Source organism: Pseudomonas sp. MF6767 (genome assembly GCF_016405475.1).
In the GTDB taxonomy this organism is placed as follows: Bacteria; Pseudomonadota; Gammaproteobacteria; order Pseudomonadales; family Pseudomonadaceae; genus Aquipseudomonas; species Aquipseudomonas paracarnis.
Map to the genome: position 1 here is coordinate 17969 of NZ_JAEKCY010000033.1, position 23315 is coordinate 41283.

At 61.1% G+C, this 23315-nt stretch carries 20 protein-coding genes and 1 pseudogene; 11 read left to right on the forward strand and 10 right to left on the reverse strand.

Annotation, left to right across the window (positions count from 1 at the left end; all coding sequences use genetic code 11):
* Positions 1-41: 41 nt before the first annotated feature.
* Genes JFT58_RS29010 through JFT58_RS29025 form a run of 4 tightly spaced genes read right to left on the reverse strand, consistent with a single transcriptional unit; the run spans position 42 to position 5774 of the window.
* Positions 42-1235, reverse strand: a complete 1194-nt coding sequence (locus JFT58_RS29010; RefSeq protein WP_003192443.1) for an EAL domain-containing response regulator — start codon at positions 1233-1235, stop codon at positions 42-44.
* Positions 1222-4020, reverse strand: coding sequence for an ATP-binding protein (locus JFT58_RS29015; protein WP_054898362.1), 2799 nt, complete (start codon positions 4018-4020; stop codon positions 1222-1224). Before JFT58_RS29015 ends, JFT58_RS29010 begins: the two co-directional genes overlap by 14 nt.
* Before the next feature lie 57 nt (positions 4021-4077).
* Positions 4078-5061: a fimbrial protein gene (locus JFT58_RS29020; RefSeq protein ID WP_054898363.1), complete on the reverse strand. Its 984-nt coding sequence runs from the start codon at positions 5059-5061 to the stop codon at positions 4078-4080.
* 23 nt (positions 5062-5084) lie between these two features.
* On the reverse strand, positions 5085-5774 hold the full coding sequence (locus tag JFT58_RS29025) for a fimbrial biogenesis chaperone (protein ID WP_014719099.1): 690 nt from the start codon (positions 5772-5774) through the stop codon (positions 5085-5087).
* A 198-nt stretch (positions 5775-5972) separates the two neighbouring features.
* Here JFT58_RS29025 and JFT58_RS29030 point away from each other — a divergent pair, with 198 nt between their 5' ends.
* The gene (locus JFT58_RS29030) at positions 5973-6494 is read left to right on the forward strand and encodes a hypothetical protein (RefSeq protein ID WP_014719098.1); all 522 of its coding nucleotides are present in this window, start codon (positions 5973-5975) and stop codon (positions 6492-6494) included.
* A 15-nt stretch (positions 6495-6509) separates the two neighbouring features.
* On the opposite strand, the gene JFT58_RS29035 is transcribed toward JFT58_RS29030, so the two are convergent.
* Positions 6510-7715: a DUF1835 domain-containing protein gene (locus JFT58_RS29035; RefSeq protein ID WP_054898364.1), complete on the reverse strand. Its 1206-nt coding sequence runs from the start codon at positions 7713-7715 to the stop codon at positions 6510-6512.
* A 355-nt stretch (positions 7716-8070) separates the two neighbouring features.
* Positions 8071-9147: an aldo/keto reductase gene (locus JFT58_RS29040; protein ID WP_054898365.1), complete on the reverse strand. Its 1077-nt coding sequence runs from the start codon at positions 9145-9147 to the stop codon at positions 8071-8073.
* A gap of 215 nt (positions 9148-9362) precedes the next feature.
* Between JFT58_RS29040 and JFT58_RS29045 the strand changes: the two genes are divergently transcribed.
* From JFT58_RS29045 to JFT58_RS29060, 4 genes are all read left to right on the forward strand, one after another.
* Positions 9363-9995 carry a glutathione S-transferase family protein gene (locus tag JFT58_RS29045; RefSeq protein WP_054898366.1) on the forward strand — a complete coding sequence of 211 codons (633 nt, stop codon included), beginning with the start codon at positions 9363-9365 and terminating at the stop codon, positions 9993-9995.
* Positions 9996-10166: 171 nt separating this feature from the next.
* On the forward strand, positions 10167-11087 hold the full coding sequence (locus tag JFT58_RS29050; RefSeq protein WP_103299790.1) for a LysR family transcriptional regulator: 921 nt from the start codon (positions 10167-10169) through the stop codon (positions 11085-11087).
* On the forward strand, positions 11087-11971 hold the full coding sequence (locus JFT58_RS29055) for a LysR family transcriptional regulator (protein ID WP_054897397.1): 885 nt from the start codon (positions 11087-11089) through the stop codon (positions 11969-11971). The genes JFT58_RS29050 and JFT58_RS29055 overlap by 1 nt, the downstream gene beginning before the upstream one ends.
* A gap of 79 nt (positions 11972-12050) precedes the next feature.
* Positions 12051-12983, forward strand: coding sequence for a pyridoxamine 5'-phosphate oxidase family protein (locus JFT58_RS29060; protein WP_054897398.1), 933 nt, complete (start codon positions 12051-12053; stop codon positions 12981-12983).
* Between the two features lie 157 nt (positions 12984-13140).
* Here JFT58_RS29060 and JFT58_RS29065 read toward each other — a convergent pair whose 3' ends face one another.
* Positions 13141-13608 (reverse strand): Sbal_3080 family lipoprotein, encoded by a 468-nt coding sequence (locus tag JFT58_RS29065; protein WP_054897399.1) that lies wholly within the window; start codon positions 13606-13608, stop codon positions 13141-13143.
* Between the two features lie 234 nt (positions 13609-13842).
* Entirely contained in the window at positions 13843-14118 is a 276-nt protein-coding gene (locus JFT58_RS29070) for a DUF6124 family protein (RefSeq protein ID WP_054897400.1), read from the reverse strand.
* A 574-nt stretch (positions 14119-14692) separates the two neighbouring features.
* Between JFT58_RS29070 and JFT58_RS29075 the strand changes: the two genes are divergently transcribed.
* Positions 14693-15097 (forward strand): RidA family protein, encoded by a 405-nt coding sequence (locus tag JFT58_RS29075; RefSeq protein WP_198834840.1) that lies wholly within the window; start codon positions 14693-14695, stop codon positions 15095-15097.
* 111 nt (positions 15098-15208) lie between these two features.
* On the opposite strand, the gene JFT58_RS29080 is transcribed toward JFT58_RS29075, so the two are convergent.
* On the reverse strand, positions 15209-16696 hold the full coding sequence (locus JFT58_RS29080; RefSeq protein ID WP_054897402.1) for an aldehyde dehydrogenase family protein: 1488 nt from the start codon (positions 16694-16696) through the stop codon (positions 15209-15211).
* A 235-nt stretch (positions 16697-16931) separates the two neighbouring features.
* Here JFT58_RS29080 and JFT58_RS29085 point away from each other — a divergent pair, with 235 nt between their 5' ends.
* Positions 16932-18101, forward strand: coding sequence for a p-hydroxyphenylacetate 3-hydroxylase oxygenase component (locus JFT58_RS29085; protein ID WP_034128200.1), 1170 nt, complete (start codon positions 16932-16934; stop codon positions 18099-18101).
* Positions 18102-18157: 56 nt separating this feature from the next.
* Positions 18158-18631 (forward strand): annotated as a pseudogene (locus JFT58_RS29090) (flavin reductase family protein); the annotation flags it as partial.
* Between the two features lie 32 nt (positions 18632-18663).
* On the opposite strand, the gene JFT58_RS29095 reads toward JFT58_RS29090, so the two are convergent.
* Positions 18664-19986, reverse strand: coding sequence for a hypothetical protein (locus tag JFT58_RS29095; RefSeq protein ID WP_054897403.1), 1323 nt, complete (start codon positions 19984-19986; stop codon positions 18664-18666).
* Positions 19987-20202: 216 nt separating this feature from the next.
* Between JFT58_RS29095 and JFT58_RS29100 the strand changes: the two genes are divergently transcribed.
* The 3 genes from JFT58_RS29100 (at position 20203) to feaR (ending at position 23287) form a co-directional block, all read left to right on the forward strand.
* Positions 20203-21702 carry an APC family permease gene (locus JFT58_RS29100; RefSeq protein ID WP_054897404.1) on the forward strand — a complete coding sequence of 500 codons (1500 nt, stop codon included), beginning with the start codon at positions 20203-20205 and terminating at the stop codon, positions 21700-21702.
* Positions 21665-22231 (forward strand): DUF3156 family protein, encoded by a 567-nt coding sequence (locus tag JFT58_RS29105; RefSeq protein WP_054897405.1) that lies wholly within the window; start codon positions 21665-21667, stop codon positions 22229-22231. The genes JFT58_RS29100 and JFT58_RS29105 overlap by 38 nt, the downstream gene beginning before the upstream one ends.
* A 114-nt stretch (positions 22232-22345) precedes the next feature.
* A complete protein-coding gene (gene feaR, locus JFT58_RS29110) occupies positions 22346-23287 on the forward strand; it encodes a transcriptional regulator FeaR (RefSeq protein ID WP_054897406.1) in 942 nt (313 codons plus the stop codon).
* Positions 23288-23315: the final 28 nt, after the last annotated feature.

Below are 23315 nucleotides of genomic sequence, written 5' to 3' on the forward strand. Positions count from 1 at the left end.
GGCACTGGATGGAGCTTACTCCTTATGATCGTGGCCGCCAGCTAGTGAGATGTCGCGGGGCCATCATTGTTCAGTAGCTGCTGAAATTGGTCCGAAGACACTGCGTGAGAGATCAGGAACCCCTGCACCTGATTGCAGTCGATTTTGCGCAGCAGCGCCAATTGCTGCGGGGTCTCCACGCCCTCGGCAACCACCGTCAGACCCAACTTGCGGCCCAGCGCGATAATGCTCGCCAATGCCTGGGCGATGCCTTCGTTGTCGTGGCTGCCCTGCACCAGCGCCTGGTCGATCTTCAGTTCGGTAAATGGCGTGGACACCAGATTGAGGTAGGAGCTGTAGCCCTTGCCGAAATCATCCTGGGACAAACCGAACCCCTTGATCCGCAATCGGCAGGCGCCGGCGTAGAAATTGCTGATGTCCTGCGGCACCGAACATTCCATCAACTCGAAGCAGATCATTCCCGGGATACCATCGTGGTGCAGCACGAACTCCAGCAAACGGTCTGCCAGGTCATGGCTGTTGAGCAAGTGGGTCGGCAGGTTGATCGACACTGGAATTTCATAGCCGCGCTGGCGCCAGTGTTCCTGGGCGTGGATCGCTTGCTTGAGCACCAGCCACAACAGCCGCTCCTCCAGTTCGAACGCCTTGATTGCCGGCAGGAACGCGGCAGGCAGCATCACGCCTTGTTCGGGGTGCATCCAGCGCACCAGGGCTTCGGCAGCGACGATACGGCCGTTGGCCAGGGATTTTTTCGGCTGGAACCAGGCCTGGAACTGGCCGCTGCTCATGGCCTGCACCAGCGTGTGACGGTCGATGTCCATGTGCTCGGGCAGTTCGGGGGTAGGCGTGCGCACCCTGTTCCTGAGTTGGTTGACCAGGGTGCGCAAGGCCTCGGCGTTCACGGGCTTGGAAATCAGGCCAAGCACTTCCACATCGAGGTTTTTCGCCACCAGGCTGGCCGCCATCAGCATGCGCCTCGACGCCGCACTCATGATTGCCAGCGCCGGCTTGCAGCGCAGGCTGGCCAGGCACTGGATAAACTGCACGCCGTCCATGCCGGGCATCAGCAGGTCGGTCAGTACCAGGTCGAAGTCCCGCTGGCGCAGGCGCTCCAGCGCTTCTTTGCCATCCTCGGCGGTTTCGAGCAGGAAGTCTCCCAACTCGCTGAGCAAGTTCTGCAGGTAGATATGCTGCAGGGGATGGTCCTCTACAATCAGAATACTAAGGGGCTTCATGGGTGATCCGTGCATAAGGCGCCAGGGAGTTGAATAGAGCCCGCAACGCAAAGGGTTTGACCAGGCAATGGTTCATGCCGGCGGCCAGGCACAGGTCGGCCTCGCCGCGCATGGCGTTGGCGGTGGCCCCGATAATCGGCAACGTGCAGCCCTGGCGCCGCAGTTCACGCGCCAGTTCATAGCCGTTGATATGGGGCATGTTCACATCCGTCAACACCACGTCGAAGTTGCCGGCGGTGTGGAGCTGCAACGCTTGCTGACCGTCGGCCGCCAGCTCCACGGTGCAGCCGAGTTCTTCCAGTTGATCACGCAAAATCAGCTGGTTGATGATGTTGTCCTCGGCCACCAGCAGGTGCAGGTTGAGTTTGTTCAGATCCCGCCGGTGCGTTTGCTCATCGGCACGGGCCACCCATAGCCCTTGCGCCTGGCTCACGGCCTGATGAATAGCCCCCAGGTGGTTGAGGTTGACGTGCCAGGCGCCGGCGTCGGCTTCTACGCCGGGGCAGGCGTTGCTGCTCACGTGAATCACCGGCCCGGGCCACTCGGGCACCAGCAACGGGTCGACACTGCCGGGGTGCACTTGCAACAGCAGATGTGTGTCCGCCAGCGTCGGCAAGCCGGCCTGGGCCCTCGCACCCCAACGGCGCAACCAGCCGGCGACGGCGTTTGCCAGTTCCGGGATCGGCGAGGCCACGTAAATGGTCTCGGCCAGCAACGGTGTCATCGGTGGAACAGATGCTTCTTCCAACGGCAGGATCAGGCTGAAACTGCTGCCCAGGCCGAGTTCGCTGACCATGCGGATATTGCCGTTCATCAACTCCGTCAGACGCTGGCAGATAGGCAGGCCCAGGCCGGTGCCGGCGACCACATTGGTATTGCCCTCACTCTGGTAAAACGGCTCGAAGATCATCGCCTGGTCTTCCTGGGCGATACCTTTGCCGGTGTCCGAGACTTGCCACAACAGACTGGAGCGTTCTCCGTCGCGGCCCAGCACCTTGACCCGCAGCACCACGCGCCCATAGTCGGTAAATTTCACCGCGTTGTTGAGCAGGTTATTGAGAATCTGGCGGATGCGCGTTACGTCGCCGATCAGACGTTCCGGCAGCTTGGGATCAAAGCAGGCATACAACTGCAGGCCCTTGGCGTGGGCCGCTGCGGCGTAGCCCTGGATGATTTCATGCACAAGGTCCAGCGCAGAGAACTCGCCCATCTCCAGTGCCAACTGCCCGGCCTCGATCTTCGATACGTCCAGCACATCGCAGATCAGTTGCAGCAAGGTCGACGATGAGCCTTCGATCGCCTGCAAGTAGTCCTTTTGTTGTGCATCCAGTTGCGTGCGAGCCAGTAGTTCCAGGGTGCCGAGCACGCCATACAGCGGTGTACGGATTTCATGGCTCATGGTCGCCAGGAACAGGGTTTTTGCCGCGTTGGCTGCGTCCGCCGATTGCCGCGCCTCTTCCAGCGCCGCCTCGACCTGCTTGCGCGCACTGATGTCACTGAAGGCGCAAAACAGCACGTCTTCGCCTTTGTAGCGGGTGGGTGCACTGCTCAGGTACAGGTGACGGCCATCGATGGTTTCAAAGTAGTCACTGCGCTCGGAAGGTCCGTTGGCAAAGGCTTGCTCGATCCAGCCGGCGCGCAGCGCCTCGCGCTCCGGCCCGTTACCCAGCCATTGCTGGGCCAGGGCGTTTTCCAGTACCACCTGGCCGTCGGTGCGGCGCAGCACGCAGAGGGCCACAGGAGCGGTCTGGATCACATCGCGGCCGAAGGCTTCGCTTTCGATCAGCGCCTGGATGCGATGGATCGACGGAATGATAAAACGCTGGTCGACGCGGCGCATCACCAGCCCGATCAGCGTCAGGCTGAACAGGCAGAGCAACAACGAACCGAGCAGCTGTTTCCACAGGCCAGTGACCACTGCACGCAGGTCGATGGAGTACATCAACTGCCACTCAGAGGACTTCAGGTGTTTGCGAATCACCAGGTGGTCGGGTAGCCAGCCGTTGCCGACAAAACCGAAAAAACTGTCTTCGCCGGGCCTCAGCTGTTGCTGGCTCAACTGTGTATCGGTGCTGTTGGTGAACACCAGCATGCCCTGGGAATTGAGCATCATGAACTCGCCGGCGCTCTGGTCGCTGAGTGTCGAGGAGACTTCACGGCTATCCATCTCCAGGCCGAGCCAGCCGGAGTCGGGGTCGCGTTCGTCCAGGCGGATGAAGATGTACAGGTGCGAGTGCTGTTCAGTCCTGTCGCTCAGCCAAAGTTCGTTAAGTGTGGCCGGGTCGGTGTGCTGCAGGGCCTTGAGGCGGTTGAGCATGCATTTGGAAATCGGCAATACCTGCGCGGTGGCGTCGTAAAGGCGCATCACTTGCGGGTTGGGGCCGGCGTTGACATAGAGTAGGTTCAGCTGTTTGGCCTTCAGGTAGTCGCGCATGCGTGCGGTCAGCCAGATGCTCCACTGGTTGCCCGATGTGTCGCCCAATTCCAGGTGCTGTTCTTCGGCTGAGGATGGATAGACCCTGGACTGCTTGCGCACTGCCGACAGGCTCAGGCTTTCGAGCAGGGCTTGGCGGTTGGTGAAAAAGGTATGGGCTTCGGCAATGGCGCTGCTCATGTAGCCGCGGCGCTGGGAGATGTCGTTGTTGAAGGTCGACAGCAAAAAGGTATAGACCCCGCTGAGGATGCCTACCAGCAGCACGCTCGCAAAAATACGAAGCAGCCTTCTGGCTGCTTCGGGTCGGGAGAGGACGGGGTTGATCTGGAGCAGATAACTTTTCAATCGCATCGGCGGACTTTACGTCTGGGCCTTTGCCGGTGGCATAAGACGATCCTTAAAAATCACCTACTTGTAGTACATATCCACCACCACGGCAGCATCGAACGCTCCTGGAATCGGTAGGGTGCGCCACTTGAGGTCGGCCCGGAATTCATCGTGGCTCTGGCCCAGGCCCATCAGTTCCTGCAGCGTGAACCAGTTATTGAAGGGCAGTTGCTGCTGGCTCTCGGCGCGAGATAGCGAGATGCCGACTGAGCTGTTGTTGTCCGGCACCAGCAGGCCATTGTTCACACTGCCGCCGCCCGGCGTGGTGGCGAAGCGTGCGCTGACGGTATAGGGCGTGTCGCAACCCTTGCGCAGGTTCAGGCTGAAGTTTGCGCTGCTGGCGACTTCACCGATCGAGGCTTTGCGCGAAGGTGTGGGGAAGTTGACCACGCTGGGGCTGATGGTCAGTTCGGGAGTGCAAGGCACGAAGCGGATATCGTTCATGCCAGTGACCACATAATTGAAGTTGCTGTTGGGGCGTGAGTTGAGCCCGCGCACGCCGTCCAGTTGGAACACGCGGTAAGAGGTCAGCGTGCTGGCCTGGCCGCTCGGTGGCGTGGGGTCGTACTTCTCGATGAACACGCTGAAATTGAGGGTGAAGCGCGCCTTGTCCCAGCCCACGCAGTTGGACAAATTGCAGCCTCGGTCGGAGAAAAAACCGGTACCGACCTTGCCGGTACTTTGGGTAATCGGTTGGTTGTTGTAGCGAATGCCCACGCGAATCCCGGTGCCGATACTCACGCTGGCGGGGTTGACGTAGAAATACACTTCCTCACGGCCGTGGAGGTAGTCGTCCTTGCAGATGACATTGGTCGAGCGCGGGCCTGATTCCCAAATGATAGTGCCGTTAGGTGCGTCGGCGGCGACCGCCAGCGCCGTACCCAGCGCTTCCTGGGTGATGATCGAGTTGGTGCCGTCCTCGCGGCAGGCCAGTGCGTGGCTGGTGGCGGGCAAGACCGCGCAGGCCAACACCAGAAGCGGTAAACAGCGTTTGGTCAGTGACATCGGTTCAAATACCCCGTGATTTATCAGTTGAGCGCCGTGCTATGACGGGCTTGCAAACCGATATCGGTGATTTCGGTGAAGTGGAGAGTGGTGCCCTTGGGTACAGCGTCGAGCGCGGTCAGGGTTTTGCGTTCATGAGGCTTGAGCAGCAGGTAATCGCTGAGTGTCTGGCTGTCGGTTCGCAGGTTGACCAGCGATAGGTGGAAGGCGCTGGGGTTGTTGGCCGTCACCGTGCGCCCGTCGCTGCTCCATACCAACTGCTGCACCGCCTCGGCCGAGCCGCCCAGGAGTGCGGGAGGGCGATAGAACAGCTTGAGCCGCTGGCGGATCGCGAATTGCACGCTGTTGGGGTCTTCGACCTTGAGCGGGATTTCCATGATATTGAGCCAGAACAGCGATTCACGATCGCTGGGCAAGCCCTCACCGGCATACAGTATGCGCAGCTTGTGATGCTCCCCGGCGCCCAGTTGTACCAATGGCTCGGTGGCGGCAAAGGGCACGGTACGGTCGGCTGATTCGTCCTCGCCGGTGATCCAGGTTTGCACCACCACTTCCCGCGAGGCCTGGTTGACCACACTGATACCGGCGGCCTTGTCCTGGCCGAAATAGATCAGGCGGGTGCCTTCGATCTTCAGCGCCGCATTGGCAGGCGGGGGTGCAAGCACCAGCAGCCCGCAGGCCAGTAGCACCACTCTGAGTAGAAACATGAACACGGCAATTCCATGGTCGGGTGAGGGAACGCAGACCATGGTAGGTAGCGAGTGGCACGAAGGCTTTGAGGCGATTCTTAAAAGTACGGTGTGCCCCTGATTGCCGTTTCAGAATCGCCTTAAAGTCAGGGTTCACCCCTGACGGTTACTTTGCTCAGCGTTGAATGATCGACGCGGATGCCCAACTGTCAGGTTTACCCTATGTCCAATAAAGCGTTACGCCTTCTGATTGCCGATGCAGAGCTTTTGCAACGGATCAAGATCGAGAAAATGCTCAACCAGCTGGGCTATCACCGCATCGCCCCGTTGAGTTCGTTCGACGAGTTGCAGGCACTGACACGCTCGGGCGTTGTGGCGTTTGACCTGCTGATCATCAACACTGCGCTGGTGCACTCACGGCAGGTCAACCTGCTCAAGTACTGCCATGACAACCCGTTGATCCGCCACACGCTGATCTATGACGGGCAATGTGCGCAGCGCTCTGTAGTGTCGGTCTCGGTTAGCCAGACCCTGCACCTGTCATTGTCACAGTCGCCCGACTTCACCTCCCTACGACGCTGCATGGAAATTGTCGATCCGGCACACAGTTCTCCGATCGCTGAGTGGCCCATGCTGCACGCCGTGGACGGCCGAGCGTCCCAGCCTTCGATTAGCCCGCGGGCGGTCTATCAAGGCGACCCGACGGTGGTGGCATGTGCCGTGGGGTTGTTTCCCAAGCGCTGATCGTATCGTGCAGCATCAGTCACGCCAGACGGGCAGATCATCTTGGTCCAGTGCCCAATGAGGTTGCCGTGGCCGCAGGCACACACCACCGACCCAGCGCTCATGGCTGGCGTGGTCCAGCCAGCAGGCATTGCCGTCCAGTACCTGCTGCGCCAGTGGCGTCAGCGCCAATACGCGGCGCGGCCACTCCATGTTCGTTTCGGTCTCGATCAGCAGCGGCGCCGTCCCATCAATCAATGGGCGCAGCAGCGCGTGAAACATCATATCGCCCAGGAAAGGCAGTGGCTCGCGCTTGGCCATCAACTCGGCAAACACCCGACCGAAAGGCACAGGCCCGACCTCAGTAATATATTTCAAGGACAAACGTTCAGTCAGTGACAACCCGTCCTCGAGACCCGGCAACTCCTGTAACTGACGCCGTAACGCCGGCGCCAGAAAGGGCAGGGCAGGGTGATTGCCATGGGCCAGTTCCGCGAGCTTGAGCGGTGAGCTGTCGCAGTAAGCCGACCAGGCCCGTTTGGCCAACTGCACTGCGTCGTCGTCGATCAAGCGCCGCTGCGGCCAGAGCCAGGCCAGCACATCGGGGGCCAATTGGCCTATGCCGATAAATCGCTCGACGCCGGGAATTCGGTCTGCCTCAATCAGCTCCAGCTTGCGCGGCGCCTGCTCAAGGCCAGCCAGGGCGCGGACCAGGAACAATTGATCGTAGGCGTCCGCCTCGCACCACAGCACACTGTGATCGGCGTTGTTCAAGGCTTGTAGTTGGTTGTATTCATCGTTGATGCGATGCGCAACTTCAGTGGAGTCAAGGGCAAAGGCCTGACTGATAAAGGTACTGCGCATCGCTCGGAACGCTTCGCTGGGTAGTTCACGCACTGGCCCCATGCACAACGGGTCAGTGAGCATCCGGAACTGTCCCTTGAACCCGGCCACTTGCAGGCTGTGGGCAATATCATTACCACACCGCCAATGAGTGGTGCGGGATTCATCGCTGGCATCGAAACCAGGGTGGCGGGCGGCAAAGTCGAGGGCGTCGACGTGGGCCTTGAGCTTGGGCCAACTGGCGAAGCCCAGCTGTTTGGCTACCTGCCATTGAGCCTGGGACAAGGTTGCGCTGGGGTCTAGGCTTTTCAGCTGCGACAACAGTTCCTTGGCGCGCTTGCGCTGCTGCTCAAGGTTGAGGCGGCCATGGGTAGTGGAGGCTAAAGGGCGTTGCGACATACGAGCTCCTTGCACAAACCTTTTCCGCTTCAAGGTTGGGAGTCGTAGAAATGAGGTGGAGCTGGGATGTCTTGGGCGCAGCCCTTTCCGCGGAAGGTGGCGTAGAGAGCGCCAGACGGGAAATATAGGCAGCATTGCCGTTCGGTGCAACCCTGAAAATGTGGGCATTGCCCCAGTGCCACTCAGTCAAGCGCAGTCCCTGTGTGGCAGCGGGCTTGCTCGCGAAAGTGGTAGGTCAGTCGCTGCATCTGTTACTGCACCACCGCTTTCGCAGGCAAGCCAGCTCCCACATTGGATCTTCGTTGCTTTGAGCATTGCGTTCGCTTAATTCATCGGCATTGGAGCGGGTGCTGTTTTACTTGTCCTGGCGCGCATCCAGGGTTTTTTGATGCTCGGCCAGGAAGGGTTGCTCCGCTGGATCAAAACGATCAATCCCGGCAGTGAAGCGGTGCCAGTAGGGGTACAACGGCTGACGGCGAGTGACGGCTTCGATGCGCGCCGACTGCTCTTCGGTGAGTTTCAGCTCGGTGGCCGCCAGGTTATCGCGCAGGTGTGCTTCCGTACGGGCGCCGATAATCAGCGAGGTGATCCCCGGGCGATCCTTGAGCCAGGCCAGGCAGGTGCGGGCGACCGAGACGCCGTGTTCATCACCGACGGCGGCGAGGGTCTCGATAATGTCCAGCGCACGCTCCTGGTCGTGGACGTAGGGTTCCGGCCAACCGCTGCCCTGGCGGGTATTGGCGGGCGGCTTGTGCCCGCGTCGGGTCGTGCCGGTCAGCAAGCCTTCGCCCATCGGGCCCCATACCAAAGTGCCAACCTGCTGGTCCAGGGCCAACGGCAGCAACTCGTACTCGGCCTCGCGGGATTCCGGGGTGTAGTAGATCTGCTGGGTAATCGGCTTGAGCATGCCGTGCAGTTCAGCCTTGCCCAGGGTTTTCATCATCTGCCAGGCGGTGAAGTTGCTGGTGCCGAAGTAGCGGATCTTGCCCGAGCCGACCAACAGGCGCAGGGCTTCCAGGGTCTCTTCGATTGGCGTCATGCCGTCCCAGTTGTGCAGTTGGTACAAGTCGATGTGGTCGGTGCCCAAGCGCTTGAGGCTGGCTTCGCAGGCGCGGATCAAGTGGTAGCGCGACGAGCCGGAGTTGTTGGGGTTGTCGTCTACCGGGCTGCGGCCCTTGGTGGCCAGCAGAATGTCGTTGCGCTTGTCGCCCAGCGCCTTGCCCACCACTTCTTCGGCCAGGCCGTGGGAATAGAGGTCGGCGGTGTCGACCATGTTCACCCCGGCGTCGAACGCCATATCGAACATGCGCTTGGCCAGGGGCACGTCCACCGCACCGCATTTTTCAAACTCTGCGCGACCGCCAAAGGGCACGGTGCCCAGGATGATTTCCGATACCAGCAGGCCGGAATGACCCAGTTGTCGGTACTGCATGTTGCCTCCTACTTAACGTTGCACGTGAAGGTGTGAACGATGGGGACGGCGATAGTTTGAATTTTTTCATGAAAACCTCGCGCCAAGCTTGGCTATGACGTCAATGAAGATTGTTTCGCTGGATGAAATGCTGGATTGTGAATCCTGGTCATTCCGCCAGACATGGCAGTGGTAGAACATCCCTGGTGTCGATACCCACTCATTTGGAGCCTGTCATGACCCAGCCTGCGATCAAACTCTATGGTTTCCCCCTGTCCGGCCATTCCCACCGGGTCGAACTGATGTTGTCCCTGCTGGGGCTGGCGAGTGAATTTATCCTGGTGGACCTCAAGCAAGGTGCGCATAAAACGCCTGAGTTCCTCACCACCCTGAACAGCTTTGGCCAGGTGCCGGTGATTGATGACGGCGGCACGGTACTGGCCGACTCCAATGCGATCCTGATTTATCTGGCCAGCACCTATGGCCGCGGCGAATGGCTGCCGAGCGACCCTGTCGGGCAAGCCCGGGTGCAGCGTTGGCTCTCGGCCGCCGCCGGCCCACTCCATGCCGGGCCTGCCACGGCGCGCTTGGCCACGGTGTTTGGCGCCGAGGTGGACACTGTCAGTGCAATCAACCGTGCCCATGCCTTGCTGAGCGTGATGGAACAGCAACTGAACCAGAGCCGTTTCCTCGCCAGTGAGCAGCCCAGCATTGCCGATATCGCTTTCTACACCTACGCGGCCCATGCGCCGGAAGGCAATGTGTCCCTGGCCGACTACCCTGAGGTACGCGCCTGGCTCGCCAGCATCGAAGCACTGCCGGGTTTTGTCGGCATGCCGCGCACGGCTGTCGGTTTGCAATCGAGTTGAAGCCCAACACCTGTGGCGAGGGAGCTTGCTCCCGCTGGGCTGCGCAGCAGCCCCAACAAGGCTGCCGTATTTATTCAGCCAAACCGCGCTGGCAGCTTTCAGGGCCGCTGCGCGCCCCAGCGGGAGCAAGCTCCCTCGCCACAGGGGGACACATAATCAGAAGGCGTAGAGATGGATCGATTTCATGAAATGCAGGTGTTCCTGGCCGTGGCCGAGGAGGAGGGCTTCGCTGCTGCCGCCCGGCGCCTGAACACGTCGCCGCCCAGCGTGACCCGCGCCATTGCCGCCATGGAACAACGCATCGGCACGCAGTTGCTGGCGCGCACCACCCGCAGCCTGCACTTGACCGAAGCCGGCCAGCGTTACCTGGACGATTGCCGACGCATCCTTGCCGAGCTGGACGAAGCCGAGGAAGCGGCGGCGGGCAGCTACTCCATCCCGCGCGGCCAGTTGACGGTGACCGCACCGGTACTGTTTGGCGAGCTGTATGTGGCGCCGGTACTGGGGGATTATCTGGACCGTTTTCCGTTGGTGAGTATCAACGCCTTGCTGGTCGATAGGGTGGTCAATATGACCGACGAAGGTGTTGACGTGGCGGTGCGTATCGGCCACCTGCAGCAATCCGGGCAGCAAGCGATCAAGGTCGGCGAAGTACGCCGGGTGGTGTGCGCATCGCCGGCTTATCTTGACCAACACGGGCGCCCCCAGCGCCCCGAGCAGTTGCGTGAGGCCAAGCTCGTCACCTCATCGTCCAGCCAACTGGTCAGTGAGTGGACATTCGTTGACGCCGGCCAGCCGCTGAAGGTACCCATCGAGCCACGCCTGGTTGTCACCGCCAACAATGCCGCGATCAACCTGGCCCGCCTGGGGTGGGGCATGACGCGGGTGCTGTCTTATCAAGTCGCGGCAGCGGTGGCGGCGGGGGAACTGGAACTGGTACTGGAGGATTTCGAACCGGCGCCGCTGCCGATCCACGTGGTGTTCCAGCAAAACGGCCGAGTACCGGCCAAGGTCAATACTTTTGTGGATTTCCTCAGCCATCGCCTCGGGCAGGACCCGGCCCTGAACGCCGCGACCAAGCAGCGTGCCTGATGGAGCGTTATCGCGATATGCAGCTGTTTGCCGCGCTGGCCGGGCAACCCAGCCTGGCGTCGGCGGCACGTCATGCGCAGGTTTCCGGGCCGACCCTGGTACGTGCAGTTGCGCGCCTGGAGGCACGCCTGCGCGTGGTGTTGCTGCAACGTAGTACACGCGGTGTCAACCTGACCGATGCAGGCCAGGCTTACCTTGCCGACTGCGTGCGCCTGCTGGCAGCGGTGGACGCGGCCGAGGCCTCGGCCAACGGTTTGCATGTGCAGGCCCAGGGCGACCTGCGGATATTTCTGCCGTTACTGTTCAGCCGCTATGTCATGGCGCCGCTGTTGGCCGGTTATGCGGATCGCTACCCAGCGGTGCGTGTCATCGCGCATTACCACGACTATTTCCCTAACCTGCACGTAGAAGGGCTGGACGTGGCGGTGCTGGTCGGCGAATTGCCCAGTTCGTCGCTGATTGCGCGGCAAGTCGGGCAGGTGGGCACTGTCCTTTGCGCCAGCCCCGCTTACTTGGCGATCCGGGGCGAGCCCCGGCATCCGGCTGAACTCAAGCAGCATCATCTGATTGCCAGCGCCGACCCGGTGCACTGGGATTTCCCGCATTACACCCTCAAGGCTCGCGCCCGGCTGCGTTGCGCCACTGTCCAAGGCGCGATCAATGCAGCGGTGCAGGGGGCGGGCGTGATTCGAGCCTTGAGTTACCCGCTGCACGAACACCTGGCGAGCGGCCAGTTGCAGCGCCTGTTGCCTACCTTCGAGTTGCCGCCGCAGCCGGTGCATGTGGTCTACCGCGAAGGCCGTCATGCGTCGATGCGCGTGCGCAGCTTTGTCGACTACTGCGTCACCGCGTTGCGCGAGCATCCGGCGTTTCAGTTGGCGTAATAGTGGATTGCCCTGGGTGGGCATTCTCTCCATTACGGCCTGGGCGCAGCATGCTCGTATCTAACCGGAGGTGAGCGCCATGCACTCGATTGAAGCAACCCCTTGGCATGTCGGCGAACGACACATGCAGGAAAGTGCCGGCGTCTCTGAACGCATGGCCATGATCGGGCCCAAGGTCATTCGTGATCATTTGCCTGAGCAGCACCGCGATTTTTATCCGCTGCTGCCGTACTTGATCGCGGGTGTGGTGGACGAACAAGGCATCCCCTGGGCAACGATGCTGGAAGGCGCTCCAGGGTTTGCGCATTCACCGGACCCACACACGCTGCAGATCGACAGCCTGTCCGCCAAAAGCGATCCCGCCTGGGCTGGGATAACGGATGGCGCGGCGATCGGCCTGCTGGGCATCGACCTCAACACCCGCCGCCGCAATCGCATGAATGGCCGGATCGGATCGCTTGAGGATGAGGGCTTTACGGTGGACGTAGTGCACACCTTCGGCAATTGCCCCAAGTACATCCAACTGCGGCCCGTCGCTGGCATTGCACGCAAACCCGGCAACCTGGCCGAGCGCAGCTGCCGCCTGGACGACGCCGCACAAGCACTGATCCGCCACGCCGACACCTTCTTCGTCGCCAGCTACATCGACCAGCACGGCGAACGCTCGGTGGACGTCTCCCACCGAGGCGGCAATACGGGATTTGTGCGCGTGGAAGGCAACGTACTGACCATCCCGGATTTTGCCGGCAACCTGTTCTTCAACACCCTCGGCAACCTGCACGCCAACCCGGTGGCGGGGTTGTTGTTTGTTGATTTTGAGACCGGCGACGTGCTGCAAGTGGCCGGGCGTACTTCGTTGATCCTGAGCGGGCCGCAAGTGGCTGAGTTCGAAGGCGCGCAGCGCCTGTGGACAGTGACGGTGGAACATGTGGTCCGCCGCCCGGCAGCGTTGGCCTTGCGTTGGCAATTCGCTGAATTTTCACCGCACAGCCTGGCGATGGGCACCTGGTAGCCTGGCACGATAATGCCTTGTAGGAGCGAGCTTGCTCGCGAAAGACGTCAACGATAACGCGTGCTTCCTGAGTAAGCGCGGCGGCTGTGGGTTTTTCGCGAGCAAGCTCGCTCCTACAGAAGGTGGTGTGAAGTGTGGCGCAGGCTGGTGGGTGAGCTCACTCTAGGGAAGACGGTCGAGTCATGCCGTAATCAGCATTGGGAAACAGCTGATTGGTCATCTCGATGATTTTGCTTTGCGCATCGATGAACTTGCCCATTCGGGCGCCACCCGAAGTTGAGTCATACAACGCCTGTCCGACCCTTCGACCGTTCTCGAACACCTGAATATCGGCGAAGCTCATGTACAGCGCCATGTCCCAGCTCCATGTACCGATATAAGTGGTCGACAGCGCGCAACTGGCGGGCGGGGCGCCTGGCGGCAACTCGCGGGGTTGAAAGCCCTTACTGCGTAATTGAGCGGTGTAAGTCGTATTGAAGCCTTCACGCAAGCCTGCGGCGGGAATCATGCAGATTTCGGGCGAGTGAATAGTTGAGGAGGGAACAGGGGTGACGGTTTGGGTGATGCTGCAGCCGGTGAGGGCGCCGCATACCAGTAAGCCAGCGAGGGTTGTTACCTGGTGCATAGCGACCTCCATGTCATAAGTAGTGGCTGGATGATAGCAGTGAAGTTCCAGCATGGATCACTATCTACTGAGACGCGGCCGATCCAATGTGGGAGCTGTCGAGCCCCAGCGAGGCTGCGATGGCGGCGGCACGGTCAACATATTCATTGCCTGACCCACCGCTATCGCGGCCTCGCTAAAGCTCGACGGCTCCCACAGGGGAATGTCATTGCCTGTTGGGTTTGTGCGTTTTCATCAGGCCACCGGGCACTCACGGTTCAGCGCGTGATCTACCAGCAACTGCGCAATCTCGATCATCTGCACCACCGCCAGCACCTGCTTGCGGGCGTGACCGTCAAGCTGTTCGGCACAGTCGTAGGCGCAGACAGTCGCGGACTCCAGCATTTCACTGGCATTGCTCAAGGCGGCTTCAGTACTGAGCCCGGGGCGGACGGTGAAGATGACATCGGGGGGGAGTTGCGGGTTGTCATCCGAGGGGGATGGTGGGGGATTGGGTGTGACTTTTTTCATGGCGAAGCTCCTATGAATGAGCACCTCCATTTCGCTACCACACGAAGTAAGGAGGCGACTGTACACGGGGTGGTAGACCGGTCATAGAAACCCGGCAGGCCGAAGCCTCCCATGCACAGCCGCCACAAAGCAGCCCGCATAAAAAAACGCCCTTGAGCGTTTTTGGGGTCTATGAAAGAACTGGGCTACCACACCCATTCGCTGATTTTGCAGCGACCCGCGAAGGTTAGCGGTGAGGTTCATCGGACGCAACCCGAAAGTTGCGTAAGAGCGGTCCGACAACCGCGCCGTTGCGGGTACGCTGAATAACCCATTTAGGAGCGAGCTTGCTCGCGAAAAACGTCAACGATAACGCGTGCTTCCTGAGTATGCGCGGCGCCTGCGGGTTTTTCGCGAGCAAGCTCGCTCCTACACGGGGATGTGATTGCCTGTTGGGTTTGCGCGTTTTCATCAGGCCTCCGGGCACTCAAGGTTCAGCGCTTGACCCATGAACATGTTGCTGGATGTTGAACCGTCAGCGTGGGTAGTGTCTCTAGGTTAGCCTTGTCTTCCTACTGACAAACAAGGATTGGTCATGCAACGAAAGGTCATTAATCCCACGACGGTATTCAACTCCCTGCAATACGGTTTCAGCCAGGCCATGGAAGTGCCAGAGGGTCGGCGGATCATGCTGTCCGGGCAGGTGGGGGTTGATGCTCAAGAGCGTACGGTGGGCCCAGGTATTGCCGAGCAGACGGCCACGGCGTTGGACAATGTCGAAAAGGTGCTGACCGAGGTGGGGGGCGACCTGTCTCATGTGATCATGCTGCGGCTGTATATCGTCGAATCTGCCCGGGATCAGCAGGAGCCGATTGTCGAGGCGCTGCGCCAGCGCTTCGCGCACAACCCGCCGCCGTCTTCGTGGATTATCGTCAGTGGGTTGTCGTTGCCTCAGTGGTTGATCGAGGTTGAGGCGGAGGCGGTGGTTCCGTTCAGTTAGAACTTTTGCAGGAGCGAGCTTGCTTGCGAAAAAACCATAGCCGCCGCATGTATTCAGGATGCACGCGTTATCGTTGACGTTTTTCGCGAGCAGGCTCGCTCCTACAGCCATTCAATACCGAATCATCACCGATTTAAGCTCGGTGTAATCCTCAATAAACGCACCACCAAACTCTCGCCCTAACCCCGAAGACCGGCTACCACCAAACGGTACTGCCGGGTCGAGCAAGGTGTGCATGTTCACCCACAGAGTCCCCGCCTTGATGGCCGGGATCATGCGCAGGGCCTTGCCCAGGTCATTGGTCCACAGGCTGGCGCTCAAGCCGAAGGGGCCGTGGTTCATCATGGCGAGCAGTTCGTCTTCATCGTCGTAGGGCAGGAAGGTGGCGATGGGGCCGAAGGTTTCTTCGTTGAGCAGGGTGTCGTGCAGGTGGTTGGCCAGGATCACGGTGGGTTCGACGTAGCAGCCGGGACGGTCGATGAGGTGGCCGCCGTGGATGATCGTGTTGTTTTCGGTGCGGGCCTGGTTGAAGTAGACGAGCAGTTTTTGTTGGTGTTGCTGGTGGGTCACCGGGCCGAATTCGGTGTGTTCATCCAGGGGCGAGCCGATGGTCAGGCGGCTGAGACGCGCCTTGAGTTTTTCCAGCACAGCGTCGATTTGCGAGCGGTGCACGAAGAAACGTTCGGCCGCTGCGCAGATTTGCCCCGAGTGCAGGAAGCCCGCTTCGATAATGCCATCCACCGCTTTGTCTACATCCATGTCGCGCAGGAAGCCGGCGGCGTTCTTGCCACCCAGTTCCAGGGTCGCGCGGGTCAGCCCGGCGCCCATGGCACTGCGGCCCACCGCAATACCGGTGGGCACTGAGCCGGTGAAGGACACCTTGTGCGTGCCGGGGTGTTCCACCAGCCCCTTGCCGACATGGCCGCCGCCGGTCAGCACGTTGAGCACCCCCGCCGGCAACCCGGCGTCGATGGCCAGTTCGGCGATGCGCAGCAGGGTTAGCGGTGTGAATTCGCTGGGCTTGATGATGATGCTGCAACCGGTCACCAGTGCCGAGGCCAGCTTCCAGATGGCGATCATGGTCGAGAAATTCCACGGCACAATGCCTACCACCACGCCCACCGGTTCGCGCAAGGTGAAGGCGGTGTAACGCTCGCCATTGAACGAAGGCAGGGAGGGCGTGAGGGTCTGGCCGCTGAGCTTGGTGGCCCAGCCTGCGTAATAGCGCAGGAAGTGCGCGGCCTGGTCGACCTCAAAGGCACGGGAAATCTGGATGATCTTGCCTGACTGGCAGGTTTCGATCTGCGCGAGTTCTTCGCGGTGCTGTTCCAGCAGGTCGGCCAATTTAAGCAGCACGTTGCCGCGGATGGCGGGCGCAGCCTGGGACCACAGCTGAAAACCACGGTTGGCAGAAGCGACCGCAGCGTCGATATCCGCCAGGTCAGCATCGGCCACTTCGGCGATCACCCGGCTGTTGGCAGGGTTGATTACGTTCAGGGTTTGATCGGCGTGGCTGTGCACGCTGACACCGTCGATAAACAGCCCATGGCGGCGACGCAAAAAGGCTTCCACTTGAGGCAGCAACGGGATATCGCTCATGGCAGGTTCCTGGCAGTTCACAAAGAAAACCCGAGGTTAACCAACGCACTGATAAGCGGCTTGACTGTGCCTGCCAGCTTTTATGCCTGTGCCTGCCGTGCTTGTGAAAAGTACAAGCTTGCCTACCGAACGTGCATTTCCCGCCTGCACGACCCGTTTGATACTGGCCCTGCATCCCGCGCCGTTCCACGATTCGGAGCGCCTGCCGGACTTCCAATAATAAGCAGGGCCGTCCATGAAAAAGCCAAACCCGCTCCTCGAAGACCTCAAGCCTCTTCTGCCTGCCATTGCCGCGAACGCCAGCCGTGCCGAACAGCTGCGCCAAGTGCCGGATGAGAATATCGCGCTGCTCAAAAGCATCGGCCTGCACCGCGCCTTCCAGCCCAAGGCATTCGGTGGCCTGGAACTGTCGCTGCCCGAATTCGCCGACTGCATCGCCTTGCTCGCCGGCAGTTGCGCCAGCACCGCCTGGGCCATGAGTTTGTTGTGTACCCATAGCCATCAACTGGCGCTGTTCTCGGCGCAGTTGCAGGAGGAGATCTGGGGCGCCAACCCGGATGCCACGGCCAGCAGCAGTATTGCGCCGTTCGGTCGGGTGACCGAGGGCGAGGGCGGCGTGTACTTCAGTGGTGAGATGGGCTGGAGCAGCGGTTGTGACCATGGCGAGTGGGCGATTGTCGGCTGCCGTCGCCAGAATACCGAAGGGACCCAGGATTACTGCTTTGCCGTGCTGCCGCGCAGTGACTATCAGATCCGCGATGACTGGTTCGCGGCCGGTATGAAAGGCAGCGGCACCAAGACCCTGATCATCGACAACGCCTGGGTGCCTGAGCACCGGATCCAGAAGGCCAAGGACATGATGGAGGGCAAGTCCGCAGGCTTTGGTCTCTACCCAGACAGCCAGATTTTCTACGCGCCGTACCGGCCGTATTTCGCCAGTGGTTTTTCCACCGTCAGCCTCGGCGTGGCCGAGCGCATGCTGGAGGTGTTCCGCGAAAAAACCAAAAACCGTGTGCGCGCCTATACCGGTGCCGCCGTCGGCGCAGCGACCCCGGCGCTGATGCGCCTGGCCGAGTCCACCCACCAGGTGGCCGCTGCTCGGGCGTTTTTGGAGAAGACCTGGCAAGACCACGCCGAACACAGCGCCGCCCACCGCTACCCAGCGCGAGAAACCCTGGCGTTCTGGCGCACCAACCAGGCCTACGCCACCAAGATGTGCATCGAAGCGGTAGACCGGCTGTTCGCCGCCGCCGGTGGCAATGCCTGGTTCGAACACAACGAAATGCAGCGCCTGTTCCGCGATGCCCACATGACCGGCGCGCATGCCTACACCGACTATGACGTGTGCGCGCAGATCCTTGGCCGTGAGCTGATGGGACTGGAACCCGACCCGAGCATGGTGTAGCTGCGTTTTCCCTACAACAATCAGGGCGGCCCAAAGAGGCCACCCGGGAGTCTTGCATGTCCGACGTATTCGACCCACGAGCCTTTCGTCGCGCCTTGGGCAATTTTGCCACTGGCGTGACCGTGGTCACCGCCGCCACCGCCTCCGGGCGCAAGGTGGGCGTGACGGCCAACAGTTTCAACTCGGTATCCCTCGACCCGCCGCTGGTGCTGTGGAGCATTGACAAGCGCTCCAACAGCCATGCCGTGTTCGAGGAGGCCAGCCACTTTGCCGTGAATGTCTTGGCGGCGGATCAGGTGCACCTGTCGAACAATTTTGCCCGCCCCCGTGAAGACCGCTTCGCCCTGATCGAGTACGAGCCGGGGGAGGGGGGCTCGCCGGTATTCGCCGATTGCTCGGCGCGTTTTCACTGCGAGAAATACCAGCAGGTGGACGGCGGCGACCATTGGATCATGATCGGCAAGGTGGTGGCCTTCGATGATTTTGGCCGTGCGCCGCTGCTCTATCATCAGGGCGCCTATGCCGAAGTCCGGGCGCTGCCTCCCTGCGCGCCCGAAGCAGTTTAGAACGGCACGGCGACCACCAGTTGGCTGTAGACATTGGTGCCGTTGCCGCCGACCTGATTGCCACCGGTATCGGCTGATTTATCGGGTTTGTAAAGGCCCAGCAGCGGCGTGATGATCAGGTGCTCGTTGACGGCCCATTCGGCATACAGGTCCAGTTCGCGGCCATCCAGGTTCAATTGGCCGCGCGTACTGACGGTGTTGTAGTCGAAGAACAGCGCCCCCAGGGTGACGTTCTCCAGTGGTTTGACCTTGAGCGCCACGTGCTGCACGGCGGTATTACTGTTGAAGGGGCCGGAATAGTTGCCCGCCACTTCGCCCTGCACCCAGGTGCCGTAGCCACGGTTGAAGCCTGAAAACATGCCGTCCCAGTTCTTCGAATAACGGGCGTAGCGGTAGGTCAGGTCCGGTGACCACGGCAGGTTGGCGAAGGTGTAGCCGGCTTCGGCGTAACCGGCATCTTCCTGGCCATCGCGACGGCTTTGGCGCGCCAGTTCGAAGGCGAAGTGCGCGTTGTCGATACCGGCATTGCCGGTGCCGCGCAGGCTGTAGAGGTTCATGCCTTTGCGCTGGCGCTGCAGGTCGGTGGCGAAGCGCTCATCCACATCGATGCCGTGAATATAGGTCAGCCCCAGGGTGCCCGGCGCGGCACTGTATTCCAGGGTGCCGGCGGCCATTTCGGTGAGGGCCTGGGCGCGGTTGTCGGACTTGATCCACATCAGGCTGCCGTGCACACCGTCCTTGCCGCCCAGGCGAATCACCGCCGTCTTATCGAAGGCATGGCGTGCGGCGATGTAGTAGGCGCCGCCGCGATTGAACTCGCCGTCGCCGACGCCATTGCCCAGGTTGGGGCCGTCGTCGTTAAGGATAAAACCGTCGCCGAGCATGATGATCTGGCGACCGAACGACAGGTCCAGGCCGTCCTTGCCCAGCGCCGGTAACAACTCGCCAGACCGCCAGCCGGCGAAGGCTTCGTCAAACTTGGTGGTGCGCTCGGTGCCGTTGGTCAATCCGGCCGCATCGCCGTCGCCCCAGGTACCGGAACTCACCAGGTTGGCCGTGCCATACACACCGCCCAGGTTGCCCAGGCGCTGTTCGACGCTCAGACCGTACTTGATGAACGCCTCACGCCAAGTGGAGCCGCCGCTGCGCCCATCGTAGTTCTTCGGGCTGTTGAACATACCGTACACGGCGAGGAAGTTGCCGGTGACCTGGGTGTCGGCGTCCGCATACAACTCGATGGCCTGCGCCTGGCCCACCAACAGTGCCACGCCCAGGCCGACCGTCTGGCGCAGGCAGCGGTTTTTCAGTGTGTGCTCCATTGTTATTGCCCCCATCTTGGTTAAGAGTGAGGGCGCATTAGGGCGAGCGGTGTGAGGCCAAGTCTTTTCCCTGCGTGCCAGGCAATTGACTCTGGCCGCCAGGCAGCAGGCCTTGGCAGGCAGCAACAAAACCGGCGGCAGACAGGGGCAAGACGATCAACGGGAGTGGGGCGCAGAGTGCCGACACATTAAAAAAACCGCTTCGAGGACCCCTCCATGTCGATCAACGACCGACTCACCGCACACCTCAACCGGGGTACGGTAGGTTTTCCCACTGCGTTGGCCAGCACCATCGGCCTGATCATGGCCAGCCCGGTGATTCTCACCGCCACCATGGGTTTTGGCATCGGTGGCAGCGCGTTTGCCCTGGCGATGCTGATCGCCGTGGTGATGATGCTGGCCCAGGCGACGACTTTCGCCGAGGCCGCCTCGATGCTGCCCACCACCGGTTCGGTGTACGACTACATCAACTGCGGCATGGGCCGGTTTTTTGCGATCACCGGGACCTTGTCGGCCTACCTGATCGTGCATGTGTTCGCCGGCACCGCCGAAACCATTCTCGCCGGCGTCATGGCCCTGGTGAACTTCGAACACCTCAACACCCTGGCAGAGTCGGCCGGCGGCTCGTGGTTGCTGGGCGTCGGTTTCGTACTGGTGTTCGGCGTGCTGAACGCCTTTGGCGTCAGCGCATTTGGCCGCGCCGAGATCATCCTGACCTTCGGCATGTGGACCACCCTGATGGTGTTCGGCGTACTGGGCCTGATCGCCGCGCCAGCGGTGCAATTGGAGGGCTGGTTCGGTGAGTCGCTGGTAGGCACCGACCTGGTCACCGTGCTGTCGCTGGTGGGCATGGCGATGTTCATGTTCGTGGGTTGCGAGTTCGTCACCCCGCTGGCGCCGGACCTGCGCCAATCGGCCAAGGTGATGCCACGGGCGATGATGCTCGGGCTGATGGGCGTGGCGACGTGCATGTTCATCTATGGCGCGGCGATGAAGCGCCAGGTGGAAAACGTCGTGCTCGACGCCGCGTCCGGCGTGCACCTGCTGGACACACCCATGGCCATCCCCCGATTTGCCGAACAGGTAATGGGGCAGATCGGCCCGTTGTGGCTGGGTATTGGCTTTCTGTTCGCTGGCGCTGCGACCATCAATACCCTGATGGCCGGCGTGCCGCGTATCCTCTACGGCATGGCGGTGGATGGCGCCTTGCCCAAGGTGTTCACCTACCTGCACCCGCGTTTCAAGACGCCGCTGTTGTGCATCCTGGTGGCCATGTTGATTCCGTGCCTGCATGCGCTGTACCTGGGAGGCAACACCGACAACATCATGCACCTGGTGCTGGCGGCGGTGTGCGCGTGGAGTTTCGCTTACCTGTTGGTGACGCTGTCGGTGGTGATCCTGCGCATTCGGCGTCCGGACTTGCCTCGGGCCTATCGCTCGCCGTGGTTCCCGCTGCCGCAGATCGTCTCCAGCATCGGCATCCTGCTGGGCATGTGGTTTATCACTCCGCCAGGCATGAACCCTGCTGACATCTACGTGCCGTTTGGCGTGATGCTCGGCGTGACGGCCACCTATGCGCTGTTCTGGACCCTGGTGGTGCAGAAGGTCAACCCCTTCAAGCCCGCCTGCGTGGAAGAGGTGTTGGCCAAGGAATTCAATCACGAACCGGGGCACACCCATGAGGGTTATAGCGACCTTGCGGCAAAAACTGTTTGAGCTGTTTCGTGCTGACCGCGCACCCCGCGGGTATCGGCCGGGGGTGACCCTGGCCCACCTGCGGCGTGACCTGGGCCTGGCAAGCCTTGAAGTGGGCGGTGTGGCCTTCGAGATTGTCGAGCGCACCGAGTCGCAGTTGTTGATGCACCTGGTGCTGACCGAATGTGTCCTGCGCGTTCCTGCTGCAGCGGGTGGCGCTGGCAGCTTCGAGGTGCACCATGGCGGCGCGATCCGGCGCAGCGGTATTCATGTGCGACGCCGCGCTGGCAACCAGGCACTGGGCCGTGAGTTGCAGGCGCGTTTGCAGGCTGACAGCGCGTTGTTCCAGGCGTTGATGCCGCTGGATTTCAAGCGCCTGCGCATCGAGCTGCAAGACCAGCAATGGTGCGTACGCCTGGAGCATATGGGCGGCAGTGAAGTGGTCAACCGCATGCCGGCGTTCCGGCGCTACATTGGGTTGAGCACCGAGCAACGCGGGTATCTCTTGGTCGTACTGGCCGGATTGCGGCGGGTATTGTCGGACCTCTGATTGGCACCATTAGTGCTTCTGCAAAGGGCAAACAGGTTGTTGTTGCGCGCATATAGATAACATGTTAACTATTGCGCCAGAACAACAAGAATAACGCCACTGCGGAGACACCCCATGAGCATCCCACAGCATGCACCTGACGGGCTCGACAGCTGGAACCGCGAACTGCGCGACGCGTGCGGCCACTTCGATACCGAACTGGCTTTCAACCGTTCGCTGTTTATCGGCGAGATCCATAACCTGCCGCGTGGCTTGGCCATCCTGCGCACCAATGCCGGGCTGATCAAGCGCCCGACGCACCACGCCGACCATGACAACGACCAGGAATGTTTTCTGGTCAGCCAGCGCAGCGGCTATTCGCAAATCACCCAAAATGAGCAGACCGTGCAACTGGCGCCTGGCGAGATGCTGTTGATGGACTCGGTGGGCTCCATCGAAATCACCCCCTTCGGCCTGATCGAACACGCCTCGCTGTCCCTGTCGCGCAACGCGGTATGCAAGCACCTGGGCGGTCAGGCACGGGCCTTCGGCAAGATCTCCTCGACCAAGGCCTGTGGGCGCATGCTGCATGTGCTGATGGACCAACTGTGCAAGGACGATACCGACGATGACGCCACGCAAGTGGAGGCGCTGCAAGCGGCCTTCGTCTCGCTGTTGGGTTCGGCGTTGGAGCAGGGCGACGAGTGCCGCGAGGGCGTTGCTGCGTTGCACGGCAATAACCTGCGCAGCTATGTGCAAAAAGTCATTGATGAGTCGCTGAGCCAGCCAGGCCTGAGCCCTATCGGCCTGGCCAACCGCCTGAATATCTCGGTGCGGCACCTGTACCGTCTGTTTGAAGAACAGGACGACAGCGTCTGCCGCTATATCCAGCGCGCACGGCTCAAGCGCAGTGCGGATGACTTGACCAACCCGTTCCTGCGCAGTGAGTCGATCACTTCGATTGCCTACAAATGGGGCTTTACCGACTCGGCGCATTTCAGCCGCTCGTTCAAGAAGCAGTTCGAAGTATCGCCCAAGGATTTTCGTTCCAGCCGGTTGCAGGCGGTGCAAGCGTGATCGTTCCTACGCTCCGCGTGGGAACGCC